Raw genomic sequence first — 17448 nt, forward strand, 5'->3', positions numbered from 1 at the left:
AAAAATAGTCAAAAAAACGACACGGAACGAGTCTCTCATGTTTTCTGTGGTTCTTTATATTCTGTCAGAAAATTCTGAGAGTGGTGCGCACATATATCTAAAAAAGATAAAATTAAATAACCTCCTTTAATAGTTAGCCGCATTATTCAATAAAGGGCATCAATAGAAATGCTCTGCAGGAATAATGTGATATCTGTTCTAAATACTCATGTCAGCAATGGATATTTTGATTGAAAGGGGGAGTCATATGGCGTATTGCTTTAAAGACGAGTTAAGTCGTTGGGTTGAAACGAGAGGCATTTCTCGAAAAGATGTTATTGCGTTGCTGCAAAACAACTATTACGAAGAGTTCAAAGGACTAGACTCTATTACCTTGAGTAGGTGGTTTACTGGAAAAAGCGTCCCACCAATCTACAAACAGTTCTATATCGCTAAGTGTTTGGAAATGGATTTGGTGGAAGTTATATTAAGAATGGATCTTTCTAAAGCTCGTTACTCGAACAAACATGATGTGGTGATCAGCACACTCGTAAAAGCGCTCGATTTTTCAATATCTAACCTCTCGTACCGTAAGGTATCTGGGCCACCAAAGAGTGAAATTAAATCGCTGTCTTTGAATGAATACGCGGATATGTTTAAAGAGTTTAATCACAATATCTCTCCTTTGGCGCGTTTTTATCAGGATCTGCAAGACAAAGGCAATGATGTTAAATATCAATGTGTTTTGATTAAAAATGACCAAGATGCAACGGTAGGTCATTGGTACGGTATAGTGAATATTGAAGGCATCAATGGTCTCCCTTCATTTATTTCAATCCCACAGGAAGAAGCTGAACGCAGTTGTTTGATTGGTGTGGGGTATTTTACAAGTTCTACGCACTATTTTGAGTTGATCGTTCAAGCACTTTGTTATTATTTGATCAGATATTCCAGTAAGAAAGATTACGCTTACTTCTTTGTTGTCGATTTTCAGCCGTTGGTCGCTTTCAGTAAGTTGGTCTTCAATGCCGAAGAAGTGAAATACTACCCTCCAAAAGAGAAGGGGAGTATGGGCGTTTACCTACTTAGACATAACATAATAAAGTCAATTTCTAACCCTGTTCTATTGAAGAAAGTGAAGGAAAAACTAGAGTGCCTAGCGAATTGTGCTCCGGAATGTAACTTGTGTAATCTACGGGATTTTAAGAAGGTTAACTCTCCCGACATCGCTAGAATACCTATCGTAGATATTGTTGAAACAAGAAGTCATGTATAGATGACATCGAATTAAGAGCCGACAACAGCGGCTCTTAATTCATTAATCAATGCGGGAAAATAACTCTTCATCGGTTAGATAACGATGACCTTGGCCAAGCCCTGATATCTTTTTAAACATCAGCGTTCCGTGCATTCCAACGCAAAGATCTTTTTCACTAACGCATTTACCACCAACGAACACATAACGGCCTTCACAACCTGCGTTGTGTTTCGGATTGGACGTCGGCGTTGATATCTCGGCGCTGACGTCGTCTACGATACAAGCGATTTTACCTTTCACGACACCGATTACACGTTTTACCCGATGCGCTTTTTCCCCGCACTTCCATGCTTGGCGTGTTCCCCATTCATAACCATGTATTTCTTTGCCTTTCTGAATATGAACAATGAGATTCAAGTTTTTGTCCGCTGAATCAATAGGACCTTGTACAACTTTTTGTGACGGCATCGTTCCAACAGCAGATAAAGGTGCATCACAGTTTAGGTATTTAATTGGGTTTGCCGCGCCTTGTGGGAAGTAAGAAGAAATGGCTTTGTAGCGAAGCTGTTCTCGAACGGCGTCACTCGCTAACTCACCAATAAAACCCCAACGTTCTTTTCCTTCAATATCGACAGGATACCAAGACTGAATTTTGTAAACTTCGCGAGTTAAACCACGATAGGTAGCGACTGCGTAAGTTGCTTTATCACGCTTGCTGCCAATGACCCAAGCTTCTCGGGTTGCGTCATAGAGTTCTTCTTGTGTAATTTCACGATAGTATTTTCTATTGATGTTTATCAGTACGATAGGCAACGAAGTGTCTAGTGGCGCAGCACTATACATAGCGATAATCTCATCAGTAGTTTTAATGCCAAAATCGCTAGAGTAGTGACCACCTTGCGAATTAGACAGGTTGGTTAAGCCTATAAAATCGATTAAAGCGGCTTCGACTTCAAATGCTGCTGCTTCTTCTAATCCATGCCTTAAGACATAGTGCTCTACTTTGTAGCCTGCACTTAAAATGCTTCGTATAGTGTCAAGTTTGTCGCTTGAGCTTTCACTTTCTAATGCACATTCTGCATGGTTAAAGATTCGATTACCTTTGCCTTTACCAACGTAGAACACCTTGCCGTCACGCGGGTCTCGTAAGAAGTAGACATAGTATTTCAGTTGTTCAATGACAGATTGAGAAAACATAACGGGGATTATCCGCACAATAGGTTAATAAGATTGGTCATGCATATTTAAATGGCGACGGAATCTATCACGAAAACTTACTTAAGTCTTGAATGATTTGACTGTCGCGAAATGGCAATTCTATTTCCGAGTCACTCGATATGATGCACCTGTATTGAGACAACTGACTCGGAGATAGAAACCATGAGTATCGTAATTAAAAATGCAAACGTGTTTAACGGTGTGGATGAGCAACTTCTGAAGAACGTGGACCTTCTGATTGAAAACAACTTGATCACACAAATCGGGAAAGTGGATGACTCGAATGCTGAGCAAATCATCGATGCAGAAGGCAAAACGGTGATGCCAGGTCTGATTGATGCGCACGTACACATCACGCTGTCAGCACCATTTAATGTGATTGATACTATGACACGTGAAGAAGTCGCGATTCGATCAGCGAAAATCTCAGAAGAGATGTTGATGCGCGGTTTCACGACCATTCGTGATGTCGCGGGTAACACACTAGGTTTGAAAAACAGCATCGATAACGGTTACGCAAAAGGTCCGCGAATTTTGCCTTCAATGGCAGCCATCTCGCAAACGAGTGGTCATGCAGACTATCGCCAAAACCAAGCTCAAGAGCGTTTAGCGAATGGCCACGAAGATTCGCCAATGATGAAGCTAGGCGCGATGAAAGTGGCAGATGGTCGTGCAGAAGTATTAAGAGCCGTTCGTGAACAGCTATTTAAGGGCGCGTCACAAATCAAAATCATGGCTGGTGGTGGTGCGTCTTCTACCTTTGACCCACTTGATACGCTGCAATACACGCTTGATGAGATGAAAGCAGCGGTAGAAGCAGCGAGCGACTACGGTACTTATGTCGCGGCGCACATTCATACGCCAGATGCGATGCGCAGAGCTGCTGAGGCAGGCGTGATGTCGTTCGAACACGCAACGATTATGGATGACGACATCGCTCAGACGATTAAAGAAAAAGGTATTTGGGTAATCCCTTCATACTTTACATCCTCTTTGATCGCTGAGCGTAAAATCCCTCTACCGAATGAGGAGACTTACCGCAAAACCGAGCGAGTGGGTAAAGCGATGTTTAAGTCTGCTGAGCTAATCAAGAAGTACGATATTCAAAACCTCGCGTTTGGTACAGACTGCGTTGGCGAGACAAATGTTCACGCAACACAGCTAAATGAATTGGGAGCGATTGAGAAAACGTTCGATACCATCACGGCACTTCGTATGGCAACGTCAAACTGTGGTCGTTTGTTCGAAATGTCGACTTACCAACACCCATACCAAGAAGGCAAATTAGGTCAAATCGTGGAAGGTGCTTACGCTGACTTGTTGATCGTCGATGGCAACCCTCTAGAAGGTGTGGAATGTGTGGCAAACACAGAGACACAGAAGTTGATCATGAAAGACGGTGTCGTGTACAAGAACACGCTATAAGTCATTACACATCCCAATCAAAGGCGCTCACTGAGCGCCTTTTTTGCGTATTTAGAAAAGTGAAGCTCAACCTGTGAACGGTTTTTAGACGCAACCTTAACCTAGCTCTAAAGCCGTTAAACCTTCCTGCCAATATCGTCACAAGATCACCTCACGTTGATTCTTAAAGCTCCTTGTTAGTCATTTTAAATTGCCTATCCAGAGTGCCTCAGAACGTTTCTAGCATTGAATTTTTCATTGACCTAGCTCCCTACGAGCTTAACTACAGCGCGTTGAATAACTCAGCATAGGAGCAAACAAGAGGTGTCTTTTATCTTCTTAATTGGTTCATAACTAGCATTGGTTTGCTTTGTTCTGAGCGCCAAGTGCCAAAAAGGAGCGAGGAGAAAGAAGGGCGCGATAGGGAATTGAACTTGGGGATAGGACATATAAAAAACCGCACCTTGAAAGGCGCGGTTCTAGTTAAAAGCAATATAGCAGCGTGAGTTTGAATCAGCTTACTTCATCACATAGCGGTAAGTTTTGATTGCCAACCAAGCAAAGGCTTTGAATAAAATTTTTATGGTCTTGAAGGCAACTTTACCAATGGTCAGCATCAGCTCACCAGCAACGGTTAGGCAAGTGTGTAGATCAGTTTGTTTGAACTCTGCGTAAGTCATGTTGGTCTCTCATTTTTTAAGTGGGGACTCCTGTCGCTCAATGCATACCCTGTAGCGGTATAGTAGAAATAAGCGTAAATGGGGACTTACCATTTGGCGCCACTTCGCACGTAAAGATAAAAAAGTAATATCGATTGGAGTGGTTATAAATAGCTGGGGTGAATTTGTAATGAGTGGATTACAGATACAAAAAAGCCACCACTAGAAAGTGATGGCTTTTAAGGAATCTGGTTCGATTAGTATTTCACAAACAACATCTTTCTTAAGCTATTGCATCGTGATTTATCCAGTGGATCGCCAAGATATTCTCCATCTTCAGCGGCTTTCTTCATCACTAGGGCTCTCGCTCGATCACCGCTGTCTAGGTCTTGATACTCTTCCATTGTTTTCAGCTTCAATAAACGGTATTTCGATTTATCTTTACCAGAGGCGACACGATCGTAACAGTAACTCATCGCTCCTGCATTTGCGCCAATCTTGCTGGCGTCGGTAATCGCATAAGCGTTAAAACCAATAGTGCTTGTAAGTAAAATCAAAAGGGCATTACGTGCTTTCATTTCTCTTTCCTAATTCAATCGAGTTGATGAATAAGATAAAGGGCAACGACGTTAAAAAATTGCCATTAAGCGACATTTACGACGAAACAAATAGCGACGATGGTTTGTCAGCGGCATGTCAGTGATCAGGGGGTGGCGTAAAGTGGTAAATCTTAACAACCTGAATTTAATAACCTTTGCTCATCGAATTATTCGGAGCACGCATTATGAATGCGAGAAAATTTACTAACGATACCAAGCGCAAGTTACTTCCGTTTGTTTATCTATTGACGCTGACTGGCTGGGGGATTTACACACTCACACATGACTACAGTTGGCAGGCATTGTTGCTGTTCGTTATCGGTTTATTGATGGTAGTGCGCAACTACCACTTAGAAAGTGAACGCATTGACGAAAAGATCGCAAGTATTGCCGCACACTCGGTAATTGGTGTCGTCATTCTCGACCAAGATTTACGAGTCGATTTTGCGAACAAGAGTTTTTCTAAGCTGACAGGTTATACACGCGAACAACTGAATGGTGAAAACCTGCAACAGTATGGCTTCAATTGTTTAAACAAAGCGATGACCAAGTTAGGCGCGAAAGCCAACTGGAAAGGTGAAATCAAAGTGACCAACCGTTTTGGTGACCATTTAACGCTAGATACGCACATTACTCATTATAAAATGGGGATGGGAATGAGCGACCGTTATGTGCTTAGTTTCCGAGACATCAGCCATCGAGTGCGGTTGGAGAATAAACTGAAGAACCTTGCCGAAAAAGATCCACTAACGGGCTGTTGGAATCGCCGTCGTTTCGACAAGGAGTTGGCGCGTCATGCGAGTATTGCTGATCGTTACGCGGTGTCTAATACCGCACTGGCCATTATCGATATAGACCACTTCAAGCAGATTAATGATAAACACGGCCATGATGTCGGGGATGAGGTGATCAAAGACCTCGGGAACTTGATGAAAGCACAGTGCCGAGAGACAGACATTGTTGCACGTGTTGGCGGTGAGGAGTTTGCCATCATCATGCCAGAGACTAATACTCGCAATGCATTTGAAGCGATTTATCGTCTTAAAGAAATTATTCAATCGAAAAGTGTATTGGGTATTACGATCAGTGGCGGAATTACGACGATCAACCGTTCTGTAGAGCAAAGCTATCGCCAAGCAGACAAAGCGCTTTATCGCGCTAAAACATTGGGTCGAAACCGAGTGTGTAGCTCGGAAGATGAATCGATACAACAAGAAAGTGCCAAGGCTGAACTGAGCGAGAAACATAACTCACACCAATGCAATGTGCTTTGACTATCTTCTCAGCATTGACGCTCTATACTTCTATCAGTACTCTCGCTTAAAAGGAAATACCTGAATCAGGAAGTTATGGTTTATGCATAAGTGCATGATTGCATTAAAATTCAAACTCGTAAGCCTTGTTCACCTACAGAGACACTTATGAGATCGATAACCAGCGTACGATTGATTTGTGATGCCGCACAGAAGCGAGGTATTCCTTTAGAGGAATGCTTAGCGGGCACAGGGCTGACAGAGCAAGACCTAGTCAAAGACGATCTAAAACTCACCATGCCGCAAGAAGTCGCGGTGATAGAAAACTACGTCAAACAGGCGCCAAGTGAAGTCGGACTCGGTGCTGAAATAGGTCAGCAAATGCATGTGAATGTGTTCGGAATTTGGGGATTTGCGATATTAACCAGTCCGACGATGCGTGCGGCGTTCAACACAGCAATCGACTATGTCGCGCTCTCTTTGGTGATTGCCAAACTGACTTTCAAAGAGACACAAGAAGGTGGTGAGCTGAGCTTTGGCATGTCTGGTTTGTCTGAGCGAGTAACGCCTTTCATCTTAGAGAGGCATACCGCCGTTACGCTTAACTTTATGCGTGAAGCATTACCTTTGCCCGCACTGGAAGACCTTTATCTGAAAACCACGCTAGATAACCCGGGCCACATCGACAAACTTAGTCAGGTTCTTGGTATTCATGTTAAAGGCGGGCAATCACACCATGCGTTGGTGATTCCCCATTCTATGCTCAATCAACCGCTACCAAAAAGCGATCCAGTTACCTTGAAGTTCTGTTTGGAACAGTGTGATGCCATTGTGGCTCAGGGAGAAGACGAAGAGAAACAGTGGACCGAGCGAGTGAAAGAAGTGGTTCTCGAAGATATCGCAGAAGAGAAGACGCTCAGTGCGGTCGCCGATAAACTCTCAATGACAGAGCGAACCTTAAGGAGACGTTTGAGTGACGAAGGGACAACTTATCGAGAACTGTATGCCAACACGCGTTTGACCATTGCTCGACAGTTACTTGAAGCTTCTTGTTTGAACGTAGAAACCGTCGCATGGCGAGTGGGGTATGCCGAGCCAGCCAGTTTTATTCGAGCCTTTGTAAAGCAGTTCGGCTTCTCGCCTGGCAGCATCAAGAAAACGTGTTGAACACAAATAGCCCTAATGACTCTTAGCGTCATTAGGGCTGTTTGGTTCTAGAATTTCTTCAGACGATTCAACTGGAAGTTGGTGAAGAAGTTGAACATCTTATTTCCCCAAGGTGCAGAGATGTACTGGCTCGCATCAAAGCGACCTTTGATCACAATCGATTTCGCTTTCGAGAAGTTCAAGAAGCCTTCTTTGCCGTGGTAGTGCCCCATGCCTGAAGGCCCTACACCGCCAAAAGGCATATCATCGACCATGGTATGGGTCATCACTTCATTGATACACACGCCACCTGAATGTGTGTTTTCTACCACTTTCTCAACGCGGCTCTGATCCCAGTCGAAGTAGTACAGAGCAAGCGGTCTATCCTTGCTTTGTACGTATTGAATGGCGTCATCAAGCGTTTCGTAAGGTACTAGCGGCAGAATTGGACCAAAGATCTCTTCACGCATCACTCGCATGTCGTGAGTGACATTCTTAACCACATGCATAGGCAGTTTTCGAGTTCCAGAGAAGTCTTCGTTTGCTGGGTTTATCACCATCACTTCTGCGCCTTTTTGTTTCGCGTCAGCAATGTTGTCAGCCAATCTATCGCGCTGCCTCTCTGTAATAATAGAGGTGTAATCCGGGTTGTCACGCATGGTTGGATAATGCTTGGAGATGGCGTTTTTGAATGCTTCTGCAAACTCATCCACCTTGCCATTTGGCACTAAAATGTAGTCGGGTGAGACGCAAACTTGGCCGGCGTTGAGACCTTTACCAAAAGCGATGCGTTTAGCTGCTTCTTCGATAGGGAAGTCTTCGTGGATGATGGCAGGAGATTTGCCGCCCAATTCGAGAGTCACAGGAGTCAGGTTCTGTGCTGCCGCCTGCATTACAATGCTACCCACCTGAGTTGAGCCAGTGAAAACAATATGGTCAAACGGCAATTTGGTGAATTCGGTCGCGACTTCAACACCACCATTGACCACGACAACCTCGTCAGAGGTGAAATATTCGGAGATCATTTGCTTCATCACTTCACCCGTCTTTGGGGCAAATTCAGAAGTTTTGATCATTGCCAAATTACCCGCCGCCAGCGCGCCAGCCAAAGGTGATAAACCTAAGAAAATAGGGAAGTTCCAAGGCACAACAATCCCAACAACACCGAGTGGTTGGTAATGCACTTTAGTTTTCGCGCCGAACAACATTAAAGGCGTTTTGCGACGAGATGGTTTCATCCACTTACGCAGGTTTTTCTTGTTGTAATGAATCCCTTCAAGAATAGGCAGAAGCTCAATCATCAAGGTTTCAGCACTTGAGCGCCCGTTGAAATCTTGATCTACCGCGTCTATGAGACGGTCTTGATAGGTTAGCAAAGCCGTGTGCAGTCTTTGAAGACGTTCAATACGCATGCCAGCGCTTGGATTTGGAATGGTTAAGAAAGCACTTTTCAATGTTTCTAACGTTGGACGAAGCGCCGCTTCTGGTTGGTCAATGTCGTAAAGTGGTTGAGCTGACATATCTGACTCCTCATTAGTATCTGCGTTTATGGAATTCAGTATGTCTTTAGCAAAGTGAACTTCACATGTTGATAGCGGACATTTTATTGTCCAAACCGGACAACAAAAACAAAGAATGTCATCAAACTGAACGATCTTGACTGCCACAAGGTGTTTACATCCTAGTGCAATGAACTTGATGTGATGAAGCGGTATGCCATTCCTTGGTCAATTAACAAACTTAAAAATAAAATGTGTAGAAAATATTTGAGTTCATTGCATTTGTCTTTGTTTGTACTTTTGATAAGCACGGGGTTTTCATGAGTCTTTGCATCTATAACTTGCGCTATAAATACTCTAATTATTGATTTTAAAAGTTTTTGTGTTTCTGTTTTTACGTGTTAAATCTTCATAAATTCTCTCTTTTTTCAAGTTTTAATAATGATTGTTGTCGAAATGATTCGGCTGTTTCTGTTGTTTTTTCTAGATAATTAGTTTGAGTTAGAACTAAATTTGAGGCATTTTATATTTAACTAACCGTTCAATTAAAAATAACAAGGATGCAAAATGCCCAAGGTTGGGATGCCTGAAATCAGAAAACCGCAGCTAGTCAAAGCGACGATGTCGGTCATCGACAGAGTTGGTTTACACGCAGCGAGTATCTCGTTGATCAGCAAAGAAGCAGGGGTATCAACGGGGATCATTAATCACTATTTCGGTGGTAAGCACGGTCTGTTAGAAGAGACCATGCGTGAGATCCTGCGCCAGCTTTCTGCCACCATCAAAGAGAACCTAAGCCAACTACCGGCTGATGCGCATCATCAACGTATTAACGCCATCATCGACGGCAACTTTGTGGGTTTTCAAGCCGAGAACCAAGTGGCAAAAACTTGGTTGGCATTCTGGTCTTACTCCATGCATGACGCGCAACTCAAACGTCTGCAACGAGTGAATGAACGACGCCTCCTTTCTCACCTAAAAAAAGAATTAAAAGCTTTGTTGGATCAAGACCAAGCAGAGCTGGTGGCGCATGGTATTGCGTCACTGATTGATGGCATTTGGCTGCGCGGAACGCTCAATCCGCAAGGCATCGATGCCGAGAAAGCGCGCGTTATCATCAACGACTATCTCGATAAACAGCTCACGTTCTACTCAAAACTAAAATAAAGAGTCAAACCTTCAAATGGATATGAAAGCACACTACATCGATGGTGCCATGCACCTAGGATGCTCAGAAGAACACTTCACCACATACAATCCAGCCAATGGTGAACCGCTTGCAAACGTGAAGCAGGCTAACCAGCAAGACATGCAAGCAGCGATTGAATCTGCCAAACGTGGTTTTGCGATTTGGTCTGCAATGACGGCGACAGAACGAAGCCGCATTTTGCTTAAAGCGGTGGCGCTACTTCGTGAAAGAAACGACGAACTGGCAGCATTAGAAGTCGCGGATACGGGCAAACCGATTCAAGAAGCGAATTGCGTAGACATTGCAACGGGCGCAGATGTGATCGAGTACTACGCAGGTCTTGCGCCTAGCATGCATGGTGAACAGCAACCGCTGAATGAATCACAGTTTTTCTACACTCGCCGCGAGCCTCTTGGCGTTTGTGCGGGTATTGGTGCATGGAACTACCCAATTCAAATCGCGATGTGGAAGTCTGCCCCTGCGCTTGCTGCGGGTAATGCGATGATCTTTAAACCATCAGAAGAAACTCCGTTAACCGCACTCAAACTAGCAGAAATCTACAGCGAAGCGGGGTTGCCAGATGGCGTGTTCAACGTCATTCAAGGTGATTACCGAGTAGGGCAAATGCTCACCGCACATCCAGACATCGCTAAAGTCTCTTTCACGGGGGAATCCGGTACGGGCAAAGTGGTGATGGGTGACAGTGCCAATACGCTAAAGCAAGTCACTATGGAACTTGGCGGTAAATCTCCAATGATCATTTTTGATGATGCCAAGTTAGACGACGCGGTTTCTGCTGCAATGGTCGCGAACTTCTACACCCAAGGTGAGGTTTGTACACACGGTACTCGCGTGTTCGTGCATGAAGGCATTTATGATGAGTTTGTCGCTCAACTTAAGAAACGTACCGAACTGCTGGTGGTTGGCGATCCGCTTGATGAGCAAACCCAAATTGGCGCGCTAATTTCCAAAGAGCACGAATCAAAAGTCCTTTCCGCAATTGAACAAGCGAAAGCAAGCAACGCAACGTTACTGACCGGTGGCTATAAAGTTACAGACAATGGCTTGGCGAGCGGCAATTTTGTTGTGCCAACGGTTTTCATTGATTGCGAAGACGACATGCCGCACGTGCAGCAAGAGATCTTTGGTCCCGTAATGTCAGTGCTTAAGTTCAGTGACGAAGACGAAGTGATTGCACGCGCTAACAGCACCGATTACGGACTTGCAGCTGGCGTGTTCACGCAAAACCTCTCTCGTGCACACCGCGTCATTCATCAAATCCAAGCAGGCATTTGTTGGATTAATACGTGGGGCGATTCCCCAGCTGAAATGCCAGTTGGCGGCTACAAGCTTTCTGGAGTTGGACGTGAAAACGGCGTTGAAACCCTTAAGCATTACACCCAAACCAAGAGCGTGTTAGTGCATTTGGGTGATTTCGATAGCCCTTACGCCTAATCAGTCAGGAGGATTTGTAATGCAACAACACTACGATTACATCATCGTCGGTGCTGGCTCGGCAGGCTGTGTTTTGGCGGATCGCCTGAGTGAAAGCGGTCAGCACCAAGTCTTACTGCTGGAAGCGGGTGGCTCAGACAAGAGCATCTTCATTCAAATGCCAACGGCGCTGTCTTACCCAATGAACACCGAAAAGTACGCATGGCAGTTCGAAACTGTTGCGGAAGATGGACTAGACGGACGCCAACTGCATTGTCCACGCGGTAAAGTGTTGGGTGGCAGCTCTTCGATCAACGGCATGGTTTATGTTCGTGGTCATGCATGTGACTTTGACGAATGGGAAGCAGAGGGCGCGAAAGGGTGGAACTACCAAGCGTGTCTGCCGTACTTCCGTAAAGCGGAAACGTGGACAGGCGGCGTAGACGAATACCGTGGCGACAGCGGTCCGGTAGGGACGTGTAACGGCAATGATATGAAGCTGAATCCACTTTACCAAGCGTTTATTGAAGCGGGCAAAGATGCGGGCTATCCAGAAACGCAAGATTACAACGGTTATCAGCAAGAGGGCTTCGGTCCGATGCACATGACGGTAGATAAAGGCGTGCGCGCTTCTACCTCTAACGCTTACTTAAGCCGTACAAAAAAGCGCAGTAATTTCACCTTGATGAAAGGCGTAACGGCTCACCGTATTTTACTGAAAGGCAAGAAAGCAGTCGGCATTGAGTTTGAGCAATCTGGCAAAATCAAACAGTGCTTTGCTAACAAAGAGGTTGTGTCGAGCGCAGGTTCAATCGGCTCCGTACAACTACTGCAACTTTCTGGTATTGGTCCTAAGACTGTGCTTGAAAAAGCGGGCATCGAAGTGAAACACGCACTCGAAGGTGTGGGTAAGAACTTGCAAGACCACCTTGAAGTGTACTTCCAGTATCACTGCAAACAGCCGATCACGCTTAACAGCAAGTTAGGTTTGATCAGCAAAGGCTTAATTGGTACGGAGTGGATTCTGACGCGCAAAGGTCTGGGCGCAACCAACCACTTTGAATCGTGTGCGTTCATCCGTTCTCGTGAAGGATTGAAATCGCCAAACATTCAATATCATTTCCTACCAGCAGCAATGCGTTATGACGGACGCGCGGCATTTGATGGTCACGGCTTCCAAGTGCATGTTGGTCCAAACAAGCCAGAGAGCCGCGGCAGTGTCGAAGTGGTTTCTGCCAACCCAAATGACAAGCCAAAAATCGAGTTCAACTACATCTCGACGGAACAAGACAAGCAGGACTGGCGAGACTGTATTCGTTTAACGCGTGAAATCCTCAATCAACCTGCAATGGATGCGTTTCGCGGTGAAGAGATTCAACCGGGTCTTAACATCACCAGTGACGAAGCGATTGATGAATGGGTGAAGCAAAACGTGGAAAGTGCTTACCACCCATCGTGTAGCTGCAAAATGGGCGCAGACGATGACCCAATGGCAGTTCTGAATGAAGCCTGCCAAGTGCGCGGCATTGAAGGCTTGCGCGTAGTGGATTCATCCATCTTCCCAACGATTCCGAATGGCAACTTAAACGCCCCAACCATCATGGTCGCAGAGCGTGCCGCAGACATGATCTTGGGGAACGTACTCGAAGAATCGAATAACACACCGGTTTGGATTGCTCCGAACTGGCAAGAGACGCAAAGAATGCGTCCGCCGAAAAGAGACTTAAGCTCAATCTCATAAAGTCAGTAATCATTACAAGGAATTTAAACATGTCTACGATGACAAAAATCTTTTCATCTATCGCGCTGAGTGCAGTAGCGACAGGTGCTTACGCTAACCAATGTGAAACTGTTCGATTTGCCGATGTAGGCTGGACGGACATTACTGCAACTACTGCTGTTACTTCTGAGCTGCTAAAAGGCTTGGGCTACAAAACCAAGACCGATCTTCTGTCTGTACCTGTGACGTACTCTTCAATGGCAAACGGCGACATTGACGTGTTCCTAGGTAACTGGATGCCAACCATGGAAGGCGATATCGCCAAATATCGTGAAGCTGGCACAGTGGAAACCGTTCGCGCAAACCTAGAGGGCGCAAAATACACCCTAGCCGTGCCAAAGTACGTGTACGACGCGGGTGTGAAAAGCTTTGCTGACTTGGCAAAACATGCCGACAAATTCAAAGACCGCATCTACGGTATTGAGCCGGGTAACGATGGCAACCGCCTTATCCAAGATATGATCGACAGCGATGCATTCGGCTTGAAAGACTTCAGCCTAGTGGAATCAAGCGAAGCGGGCATGGTGTCTCAGGTGTCTCGTGCAGTGCGTCGCAACCAATGGATCGTTTACCTAGGTTGGGCTCCACACCCAATGAACAGCAATGTTGAGATGGAGTACCTATCTGGCGGTGACGACTTCTTTGGTCCTAACTACGGTGGTGCCAATGTTTACACCAACGTGCGCCAAGACTACCTATCTGAGTGTCAAAACGTGGGTCAACTGCTTAAGAACCTAGAGTTCAGCCTAGAGATGGAAAACCAGTTGATGGAAGCGATTCTAAACCAAAAACAAAAGCCAGCGAAAGCGGCGCAAGAATGGTTGAATGCTAACCCACAACAATTTGAAGCGTGGCTAGAAGGCGTGAAGACGCTAGACGGCAAAGACGCAAAACAAGCGATTACTTCTTACCTAGAAACAAACGCTTAATCATTCCTCTCTTTAGGAAAAGGTGGGCAGCGATGCCCGCCTATTAACACAAAGGTTTTATTGTGAATTTTATTACGGACAACAAACTTCCGTTGGGCGAATGGATGGAAACAGGCGTGGATTGGTTAACCATGAACGCGTCGGGTTTCTTTGATGCTATCTCTATTTTTCTTGAAACCATCATTCTATTCGTGGTGGATATTTTCAAATGGATGCCACCGGCAGCACCTATCATCATGACCGCAGCGATTGCGTGGTTCCTACACCGCAGCATTCCTTTAGTTGTGTTTATCGTGCTGGCGCTACTGACTATTCTTAACCTCGGCTACTGGCAAGAAATGCTGGAAACCTTTGTTCTCGTCTTCGCTGCGACAACGATTTCCGTATTAATTGGCGTGCCGCTTGGCATCATGGCGGCGCATCGCCCTTGGTTGTATACCTTATTGCGCCCGATACTCGATTTAATGCAGACCGTACCAACGTTTGTGTACCTGATCCCAACATTAGTTCTGTTTGGTTTAGGCATCGTTCCGGGGCTGATTTCCACCATTATCTTTGCTATTGCCGCGCCAATTCGTCTGACTTACCTTGGCATCACCAAAGTGCCAGAAGAGCTGATTGAAGCGGGTAAAGCCTTTGGTGCCAGTCGCATGAAGTTACTATTCAAAGTCGAACTCCCAGCCGCATTGCCAAGCATTATGGCGGGTGTGACCCAATGCATCATGTTGTCACTTTCTATGGTGGTGATAGCCGCACTAGTAGGTGCCGATGGTCTGGGTAAACCAGTCGTACGAGCACTGAACACCGTGAACATTTCTCAAGGCTTTGAAGCCGGTTTAGCGATTGTTTTGGTCGCGATTATTCTCGACCGTTTGTGCAAAGCACCAAACCAAAAGGAGGCATAACATGGATGCAATTACAATTGAAAACCTCGACGTTGTGTTTGGTCAGCAGCAAGAGCAAGCATTGGCGTTACTCGACCAAGGCAAGTCTCGCCAAGAGATCATTGATCAAACCGGACAAGTGGTTGGTGTTGATAAGGTCTCAATGAGCGTCCAACAAGGCGAGATCTGTGTATTGATGGGGCTTTCCGGTTCGGGTAAATCCAGCCTGCTTCGTGCCGTTAATGGTTTGAATGAGATTTCTCGCGGCTCACTCAAAATCAAAGATGGCGACGACATGGTAGAGCTTGCCAACTGTGACGAACAAACTCTACGTAACTTGCGTACTCACCGCGTATCGATGGTGTTCCAAAAGTTTGCGCTTATGCCGTGGTTAACGGTATTGGATAATGTGGCGTTTGGTCTTGAGATGCAGGGTATTGGCAAAGCGGAACGTCGTAAAAAAGCGCGTGAACAATTAGAAATGGTTGGGCTAAGCGAGTGGGAGAGCAAGTTCCCGCATGAGCTCTCTGGTGGTATGCAGCAGCGTGTTGGCTTGGCTCGCGCCTTTGCTATGGATACCGATATCCTACTAATGGATGAACCGTTCTCTGCGCTCGACCCGCTGATTCGTGCTCAGCTTCAAGATGAATTGATTCAACTGCAAGAGAAGCTCAACAAGACGATTTTGTTTGTGAGCCACGACCTAGACGAAGCGCTGAAAATCGGCAACAACATCGCCATTATGGAATCGGGCAAACTGATTCAACACGGCAAGCCTGAGCAGATCATCCTTGCGCCAGAAAACGACTATGTGGCTGACTTTGTGGCTCACACTAATCCGCTCAATGTTTTGAAAGGTCGTTCACTGATGCAAGCCAGTACCGAGCTTAAGCAGAAAAATGACCGCGTATTGGTGTGTGCAGAAAAGCAGATTTGGGTCGAGCAAGAGCCGAAAGGTGTCACGCTGGTGGATTCTGACAAGTCATTGGTGAATTGGGAAAGCGATTCAACCACACTCGACGACATCGGTGAAAGCACGGTTGTTCAAGCCAATCCAGATATCAGCATGCGTGAGGCGATTGAACTGAAGCAACGCAGCAACCAGCCGATATTGCTAGTAGAAGAGAACAAGCTAGTGGGCGTATTGAGTGATAACGAGTTGTACGATGCGCTACTTGGTAATTTTAAGTCCAAGCAAGTGGCGTAGGCCGATTACACTTTCGGACAATAAAGAGCCGCTATCATGGCTCTTTTTTGTTTGTGAAGCCTAAATACTTTAGTAAAACCACCTCGAGCCCAAATATTACGACAAGAGCGATACAGAACCATGTAAATGCCATCGAGGAGTCGACGCCTGGCATGCCTCCAATGTTGATTCCTAGTAGGCCAGTTAAAAAGCTAGTAGGCAGGAAGATGGTAGCGACCAAGGTGAAGAGATAACTATTTTTGTTTGTCTTTTGATCCCGTAGGTGCCTAATTTCTTCTTGAAACAGCTCGACCTCTCCAAGAAAGAAATCGATGGTTTCGTTAATTCGAATGATATTGTTATGAGCAAACCGATACTGGTGTGGCCTTGTTGTCACTAATGGGACTTCAGACTCAATCAAATCTCGAATCGCGTATTGCTGTGGGCGTATGAATCGCTTTATTGAAATCAGTGCTTTTTGCGCTGAAATATGGTTGTAAGTTGACTCATCACTTACGTCGAATTCGTTCAATGTATTCTCGATAAAATCCAAGTACGTATCAATCTTGCCGTTTAACCCATCAATAATATAGTTCAACAGGCTAGCAAGGCTTTGCGGTCCTTTCCTTTCCGCTAGAGCCTCTCTAATATCCATGATCGCTCGGGATGGTGTTTTACGTGTTGAGATTAGTGCGCCGTTGTAATAGAGAATTCGGATACTAAGCATGTCTTCTGGTGATGCGTTAGCGTTCATATTGACACCGCGCAAAATGAGCAAAAAGTTTTCTCCATCCAATTGATGGAAAGAAGGGCGGCTCTCGTCTGCAAGCAAGTTATCTATCGTCGATCTTGGTATTGCGTTGAACTCTAGCCAGCCTCGGATAGCGAGGTGACCTCTTTCACAGTGATACCAATGATCAGCTTCTATGACTTCAGTTGAGTTTTCCTTTTTTATCGGTTTTTCACTCGAAAAGTCCCAATGTTCGATCATGAAACTCATAATTGCGTCCTTGTGCTAGGAGAGAGAGGTA

At 45.4% G+C, this 17448-nt stretch carries 15 protein-coding genes; 10 read left to right on the forward strand and 5 right to left on the reverse strand.

Going from position 1 to position 17448, the window contains the following annotated elements; all coding sequences use genetic code 11:
- Positions 1-208: 208 nt before the first annotated feature.
- On the forward strand, positions 209-1255 hold the full coding sequence (locus ACLIIY_RS23435; protein ID WP_434528593.1) for an XRE family transcriptional regulator: 1047 nt from the start codon (positions 209-211) through the stop codon (positions 1253-1255).
- Between the two features lie 42 nt (positions 1256-1297).
- On the opposite strand, the gene ACLIIY_RS23440 is transcribed toward ACLIIY_RS23435, so the two are convergent.
- The gene (locus ACLIIY_RS23440; protein WP_434528594.1) at positions 1298-2434 is read right to left on the reverse strand and encodes an LEM-3-like GIY-YIG domain-containing protein; all 1137 of its coding nucleotides are present in this window, start codon (positions 2432-2434) and stop codon (positions 1298-1300) included.
- A 183-nt stretch (positions 2435-2617) separates the two neighbouring features.
- Between ACLIIY_RS23440 and ACLIIY_RS23445 the strand changes: the two genes are divergently transcribed.
- Positions 2618-3880, forward strand: a complete 1263-nt coding sequence (locus ACLIIY_RS23445) for a metal-dependent hydrolase family protein (protein WP_009704080.1) — start codon at positions 2618-2620, stop codon at positions 3878-3880.
- Positions 3881-4377: 497 nt separating this feature from the next.
- Here the strand turns inward: ACLIIY_RS23445 and ACLIIY_RS23450 are convergent, their stop codons facing one another.
- Complete coding sequence (locus ACLIIY_RS23450) at positions 4378-4539, reverse strand: hypothetical protein (protein WP_009704081.1); 162 nt, start codon at positions 4537-4539, stop codon at positions 4378-4380.
- 236 nt (positions 4540-4775) lie between these two features.
- Positions 4776-5096, reverse strand: a complete 321-nt coding sequence (locus ACLIIY_RS23455; RefSeq protein WP_005435655.1) for a hypothetical protein — start codon at positions 5094-5096, stop codon at positions 4776-4778.
- A 206-nt stretch (positions 5097-5302) separates the two neighbouring features.
- Here ACLIIY_RS23455 and ACLIIY_RS23460 point away from each other — a divergent pair, with 206 nt between their 5' ends.
- Both ACLIIY_RS23460 and ACLIIY_RS23465 read left to right on the forward strand, forming a co-directional pair.
- The gene (locus ACLIIY_RS23460; protein ID WP_434528595.1) at positions 5303-6391 is read left to right on the forward strand and encodes a diguanylate cyclase; all 1089 of its coding nucleotides are present in this window, start codon (positions 5303-5305) and stop codon (positions 6389-6391) included.
- A gap of 147 nt (positions 6392-6538) precedes the next feature.
- Complete coding sequence (locus tag ACLIIY_RS23465) at positions 6539-7537, forward strand: AraC family transcriptional regulator ligand-binding domain-containing protein (RefSeq protein ID WP_434528596.1); 999 nt, start codon at positions 6539-6541, stop codon at positions 7535-7537.
- 47 nt (positions 7538-7584) lie between these two features.
- Here the strand turns inward: ACLIIY_RS23465 and ACLIIY_RS23470 are convergent, their stop codons facing one another.
- Complete coding sequence (locus ACLIIY_RS23470) at positions 7585-9036, reverse strand: coniferyl aldehyde dehydrogenase (RefSeq protein ID WP_434528597.1); 1452 nt, start codon at positions 9034-9036, stop codon at positions 7585-7587.
- A 546-nt stretch (positions 9037-9582) separates the two neighbouring features.
- Here ACLIIY_RS23470 and betI point away from each other — a divergent pair.
- The 6 genes from betI to choV all read left to right on the forward strand — a co-directional run bounded on the left by betI (position 9583) and on the right by choV (position 16438).
- Positions 9583-10182 carry a transcriptional regulator BetI gene (gene betI / locus ACLIIY_RS23475; RefSeq protein WP_009700210.1) on the forward strand — a complete coding sequence of 200 codons (600 nt, stop codon included), beginning with the start codon at positions 9583-9585 and terminating at the stop codon, positions 10180-10182.
- A 16-nt stretch (positions 10183-10198) separates the two neighbouring features.
- On the forward strand, positions 10199-11659 hold the full coding sequence (gene betB / locus ACLIIY_RS23480; protein WP_434528598.1) for a betaine-aldehyde dehydrogenase: 1461 nt from the start codon (positions 10199-10201) through the stop codon (positions 11657-11659).
- Between the two features lie 19 nt (positions 11660-11678).
- Positions 11679-13379, forward strand: a complete 1701-nt coding sequence (betA, locus tag ACLIIY_RS23485) for a choline dehydrogenase (RefSeq protein WP_434528599.1) — start codon at positions 11679-11681, stop codon at positions 13377-13379.
- A gap of 29 nt (positions 13380-13408) precedes the next feature.
- Complete coding sequence (locus ACLIIY_RS23490) at positions 13409-14347, forward strand: choline ABC transporter substrate-binding protein (protein WP_434528600.1); 939 nt, start codon at positions 13409-13411, stop codon at positions 14345-14347.
- Positions 14348-14409: 62 nt separating this feature from the next.
- Positions 14410-15252 carry a choline ABC transporter permease subunit gene (gene choW / locus ACLIIY_RS23495; RefSeq protein WP_005425967.1) on the forward strand — a complete coding sequence of 281 codons (843 nt, stop codon included), beginning with the start codon at positions 14410-14412 and terminating at the stop codon, positions 15250-15252.
- Position 15253: 1 nt separating this feature from the next.
- Positions 15254-16438: a choline ABC transporter ATP-binding protein gene (gene choV / locus ACLIIY_RS23500; RefSeq protein ID WP_434528601.1), complete on the forward strand. Its 1185-nt coding sequence runs from the start codon at positions 15254-15256 to the stop codon at positions 16436-16438.
- A gap of 34 nt (positions 16439-16472) precedes the next feature.
- Here the strand turns inward: choV and ACLIIY_RS23505 are convergent, their stop codons facing one another.
- Positions 16473-17417: a CorA family divalent cation transporter gene (locus tag ACLIIY_RS23505; RefSeq protein ID WP_045490963.1), complete on the reverse strand. Its 945-nt coding sequence runs from the start codon at positions 17415-17417 to the stop codon at positions 16473-16475.
- Between the last annotated feature and the right edge of the window lie 31 nt (positions 17418-17448).

Origin of the sequence: Vibrio sp. K4 (genome assembly GCF_051122595.1) — a bacterium.
GTDB classification, from domain to species: Bacteria; Pseudomonadota; Gammaproteobacteria; order Enterobacterales; family Vibrionaceae; genus Vibrio; species Vibrio owensii.

Bases quoted from the DNA above. Each gene is read 5' to 3' on its own strand.
- ACLIIY_RS23435 (WP_434528593.1), top strand. From the start codon at position 209: ATGTCAGCAATGGATATTTTGATTGAAAGGGGGAGTCATATGGCGTAT.
- ACLIIY_RS23440 (WP_434528594.1), bottom strand. From the start codon at position 2,434: ATGTTTTCTCAATCTGTCATTGAACAACTGAAATACTATGTCTACTTC.
- ACLIIY_RS23445 (WP_009704080.1), top strand. From the start codon at position 2,618: ATGAGTATCGTAATTAAAAATGCAAACGTGTTTAACGGTGTGGATGAG.
- ACLIIY_RS23450 (WP_009704081.1), bottom strand. From the start codon at position 4,539: ATGACTTACGCAGAGTTCAAACAAACTGATCTACACACTTGCCTAACC.
- ACLIIY_RS23455 (WP_005435655.1), bottom strand. From the start codon at position 5,096: ATGAAAGCACGTAATGCCCTTTTGATTTTACTTACAAGCACTATTGGT.
- ACLIIY_RS23460 (WP_434528595.1), top strand. From the start codon at position 5,303: ATGAATGCGAGAAAATTTACTAACGATACCAAGCGCAAGTTACTTCCG.
- ACLIIY_RS23465 (WP_434528596.1), top strand. From the start codon at position 6,539: ATGAGATCGATAACCAGCGTACGATTGATTTGTGATGCCGCACAGAAG.
- ACLIIY_RS23470 (WP_434528597.1), bottom strand. From the start codon at position 9,036: ATGTCAGCTCAACCACTTTACGACATTGACCAACCAGAAGCGGCGCTT.
- betI (WP_009700210.1), top strand. From the start codon at position 9,583: ATGCCCAAGGTTGGGATGCCTGAAATCAGAAAACCGCAGCTAGTCAAA.
- betB (WP_434528598.1), top strand. From the start codon at position 10,199: ATGGATATGAAAGCACACTACATCGATGGTGCCATGCACCTAGGATGC.
- betA (WP_434528599.1), top strand. From the start codon at position 11,679: ATGCAACAACACTACGATTACATCATCGTCGGTGCTGGCTCGGCAGGC.
- ACLIIY_RS23490 (WP_434528600.1), top strand. From the start codon at position 13,409: ATGTCTACGATGACAAAAATCTTTTCATCTATCGCGCTGAGTGCAGTA.
- choV (WP_434528601.1), top strand. From the start codon at position 15,254: ATGGATGCAATTACAATTGAAAACCTCGACGTTGTGTTTGGTCAGCAG.
- ACLIIY_RS23505 (WP_045490963.1), bottom strand. From the start codon at position 17,417: ATGAGTTTCATGATCGAACATTGGGACTTTTCGAGTGAAAAACCGATA.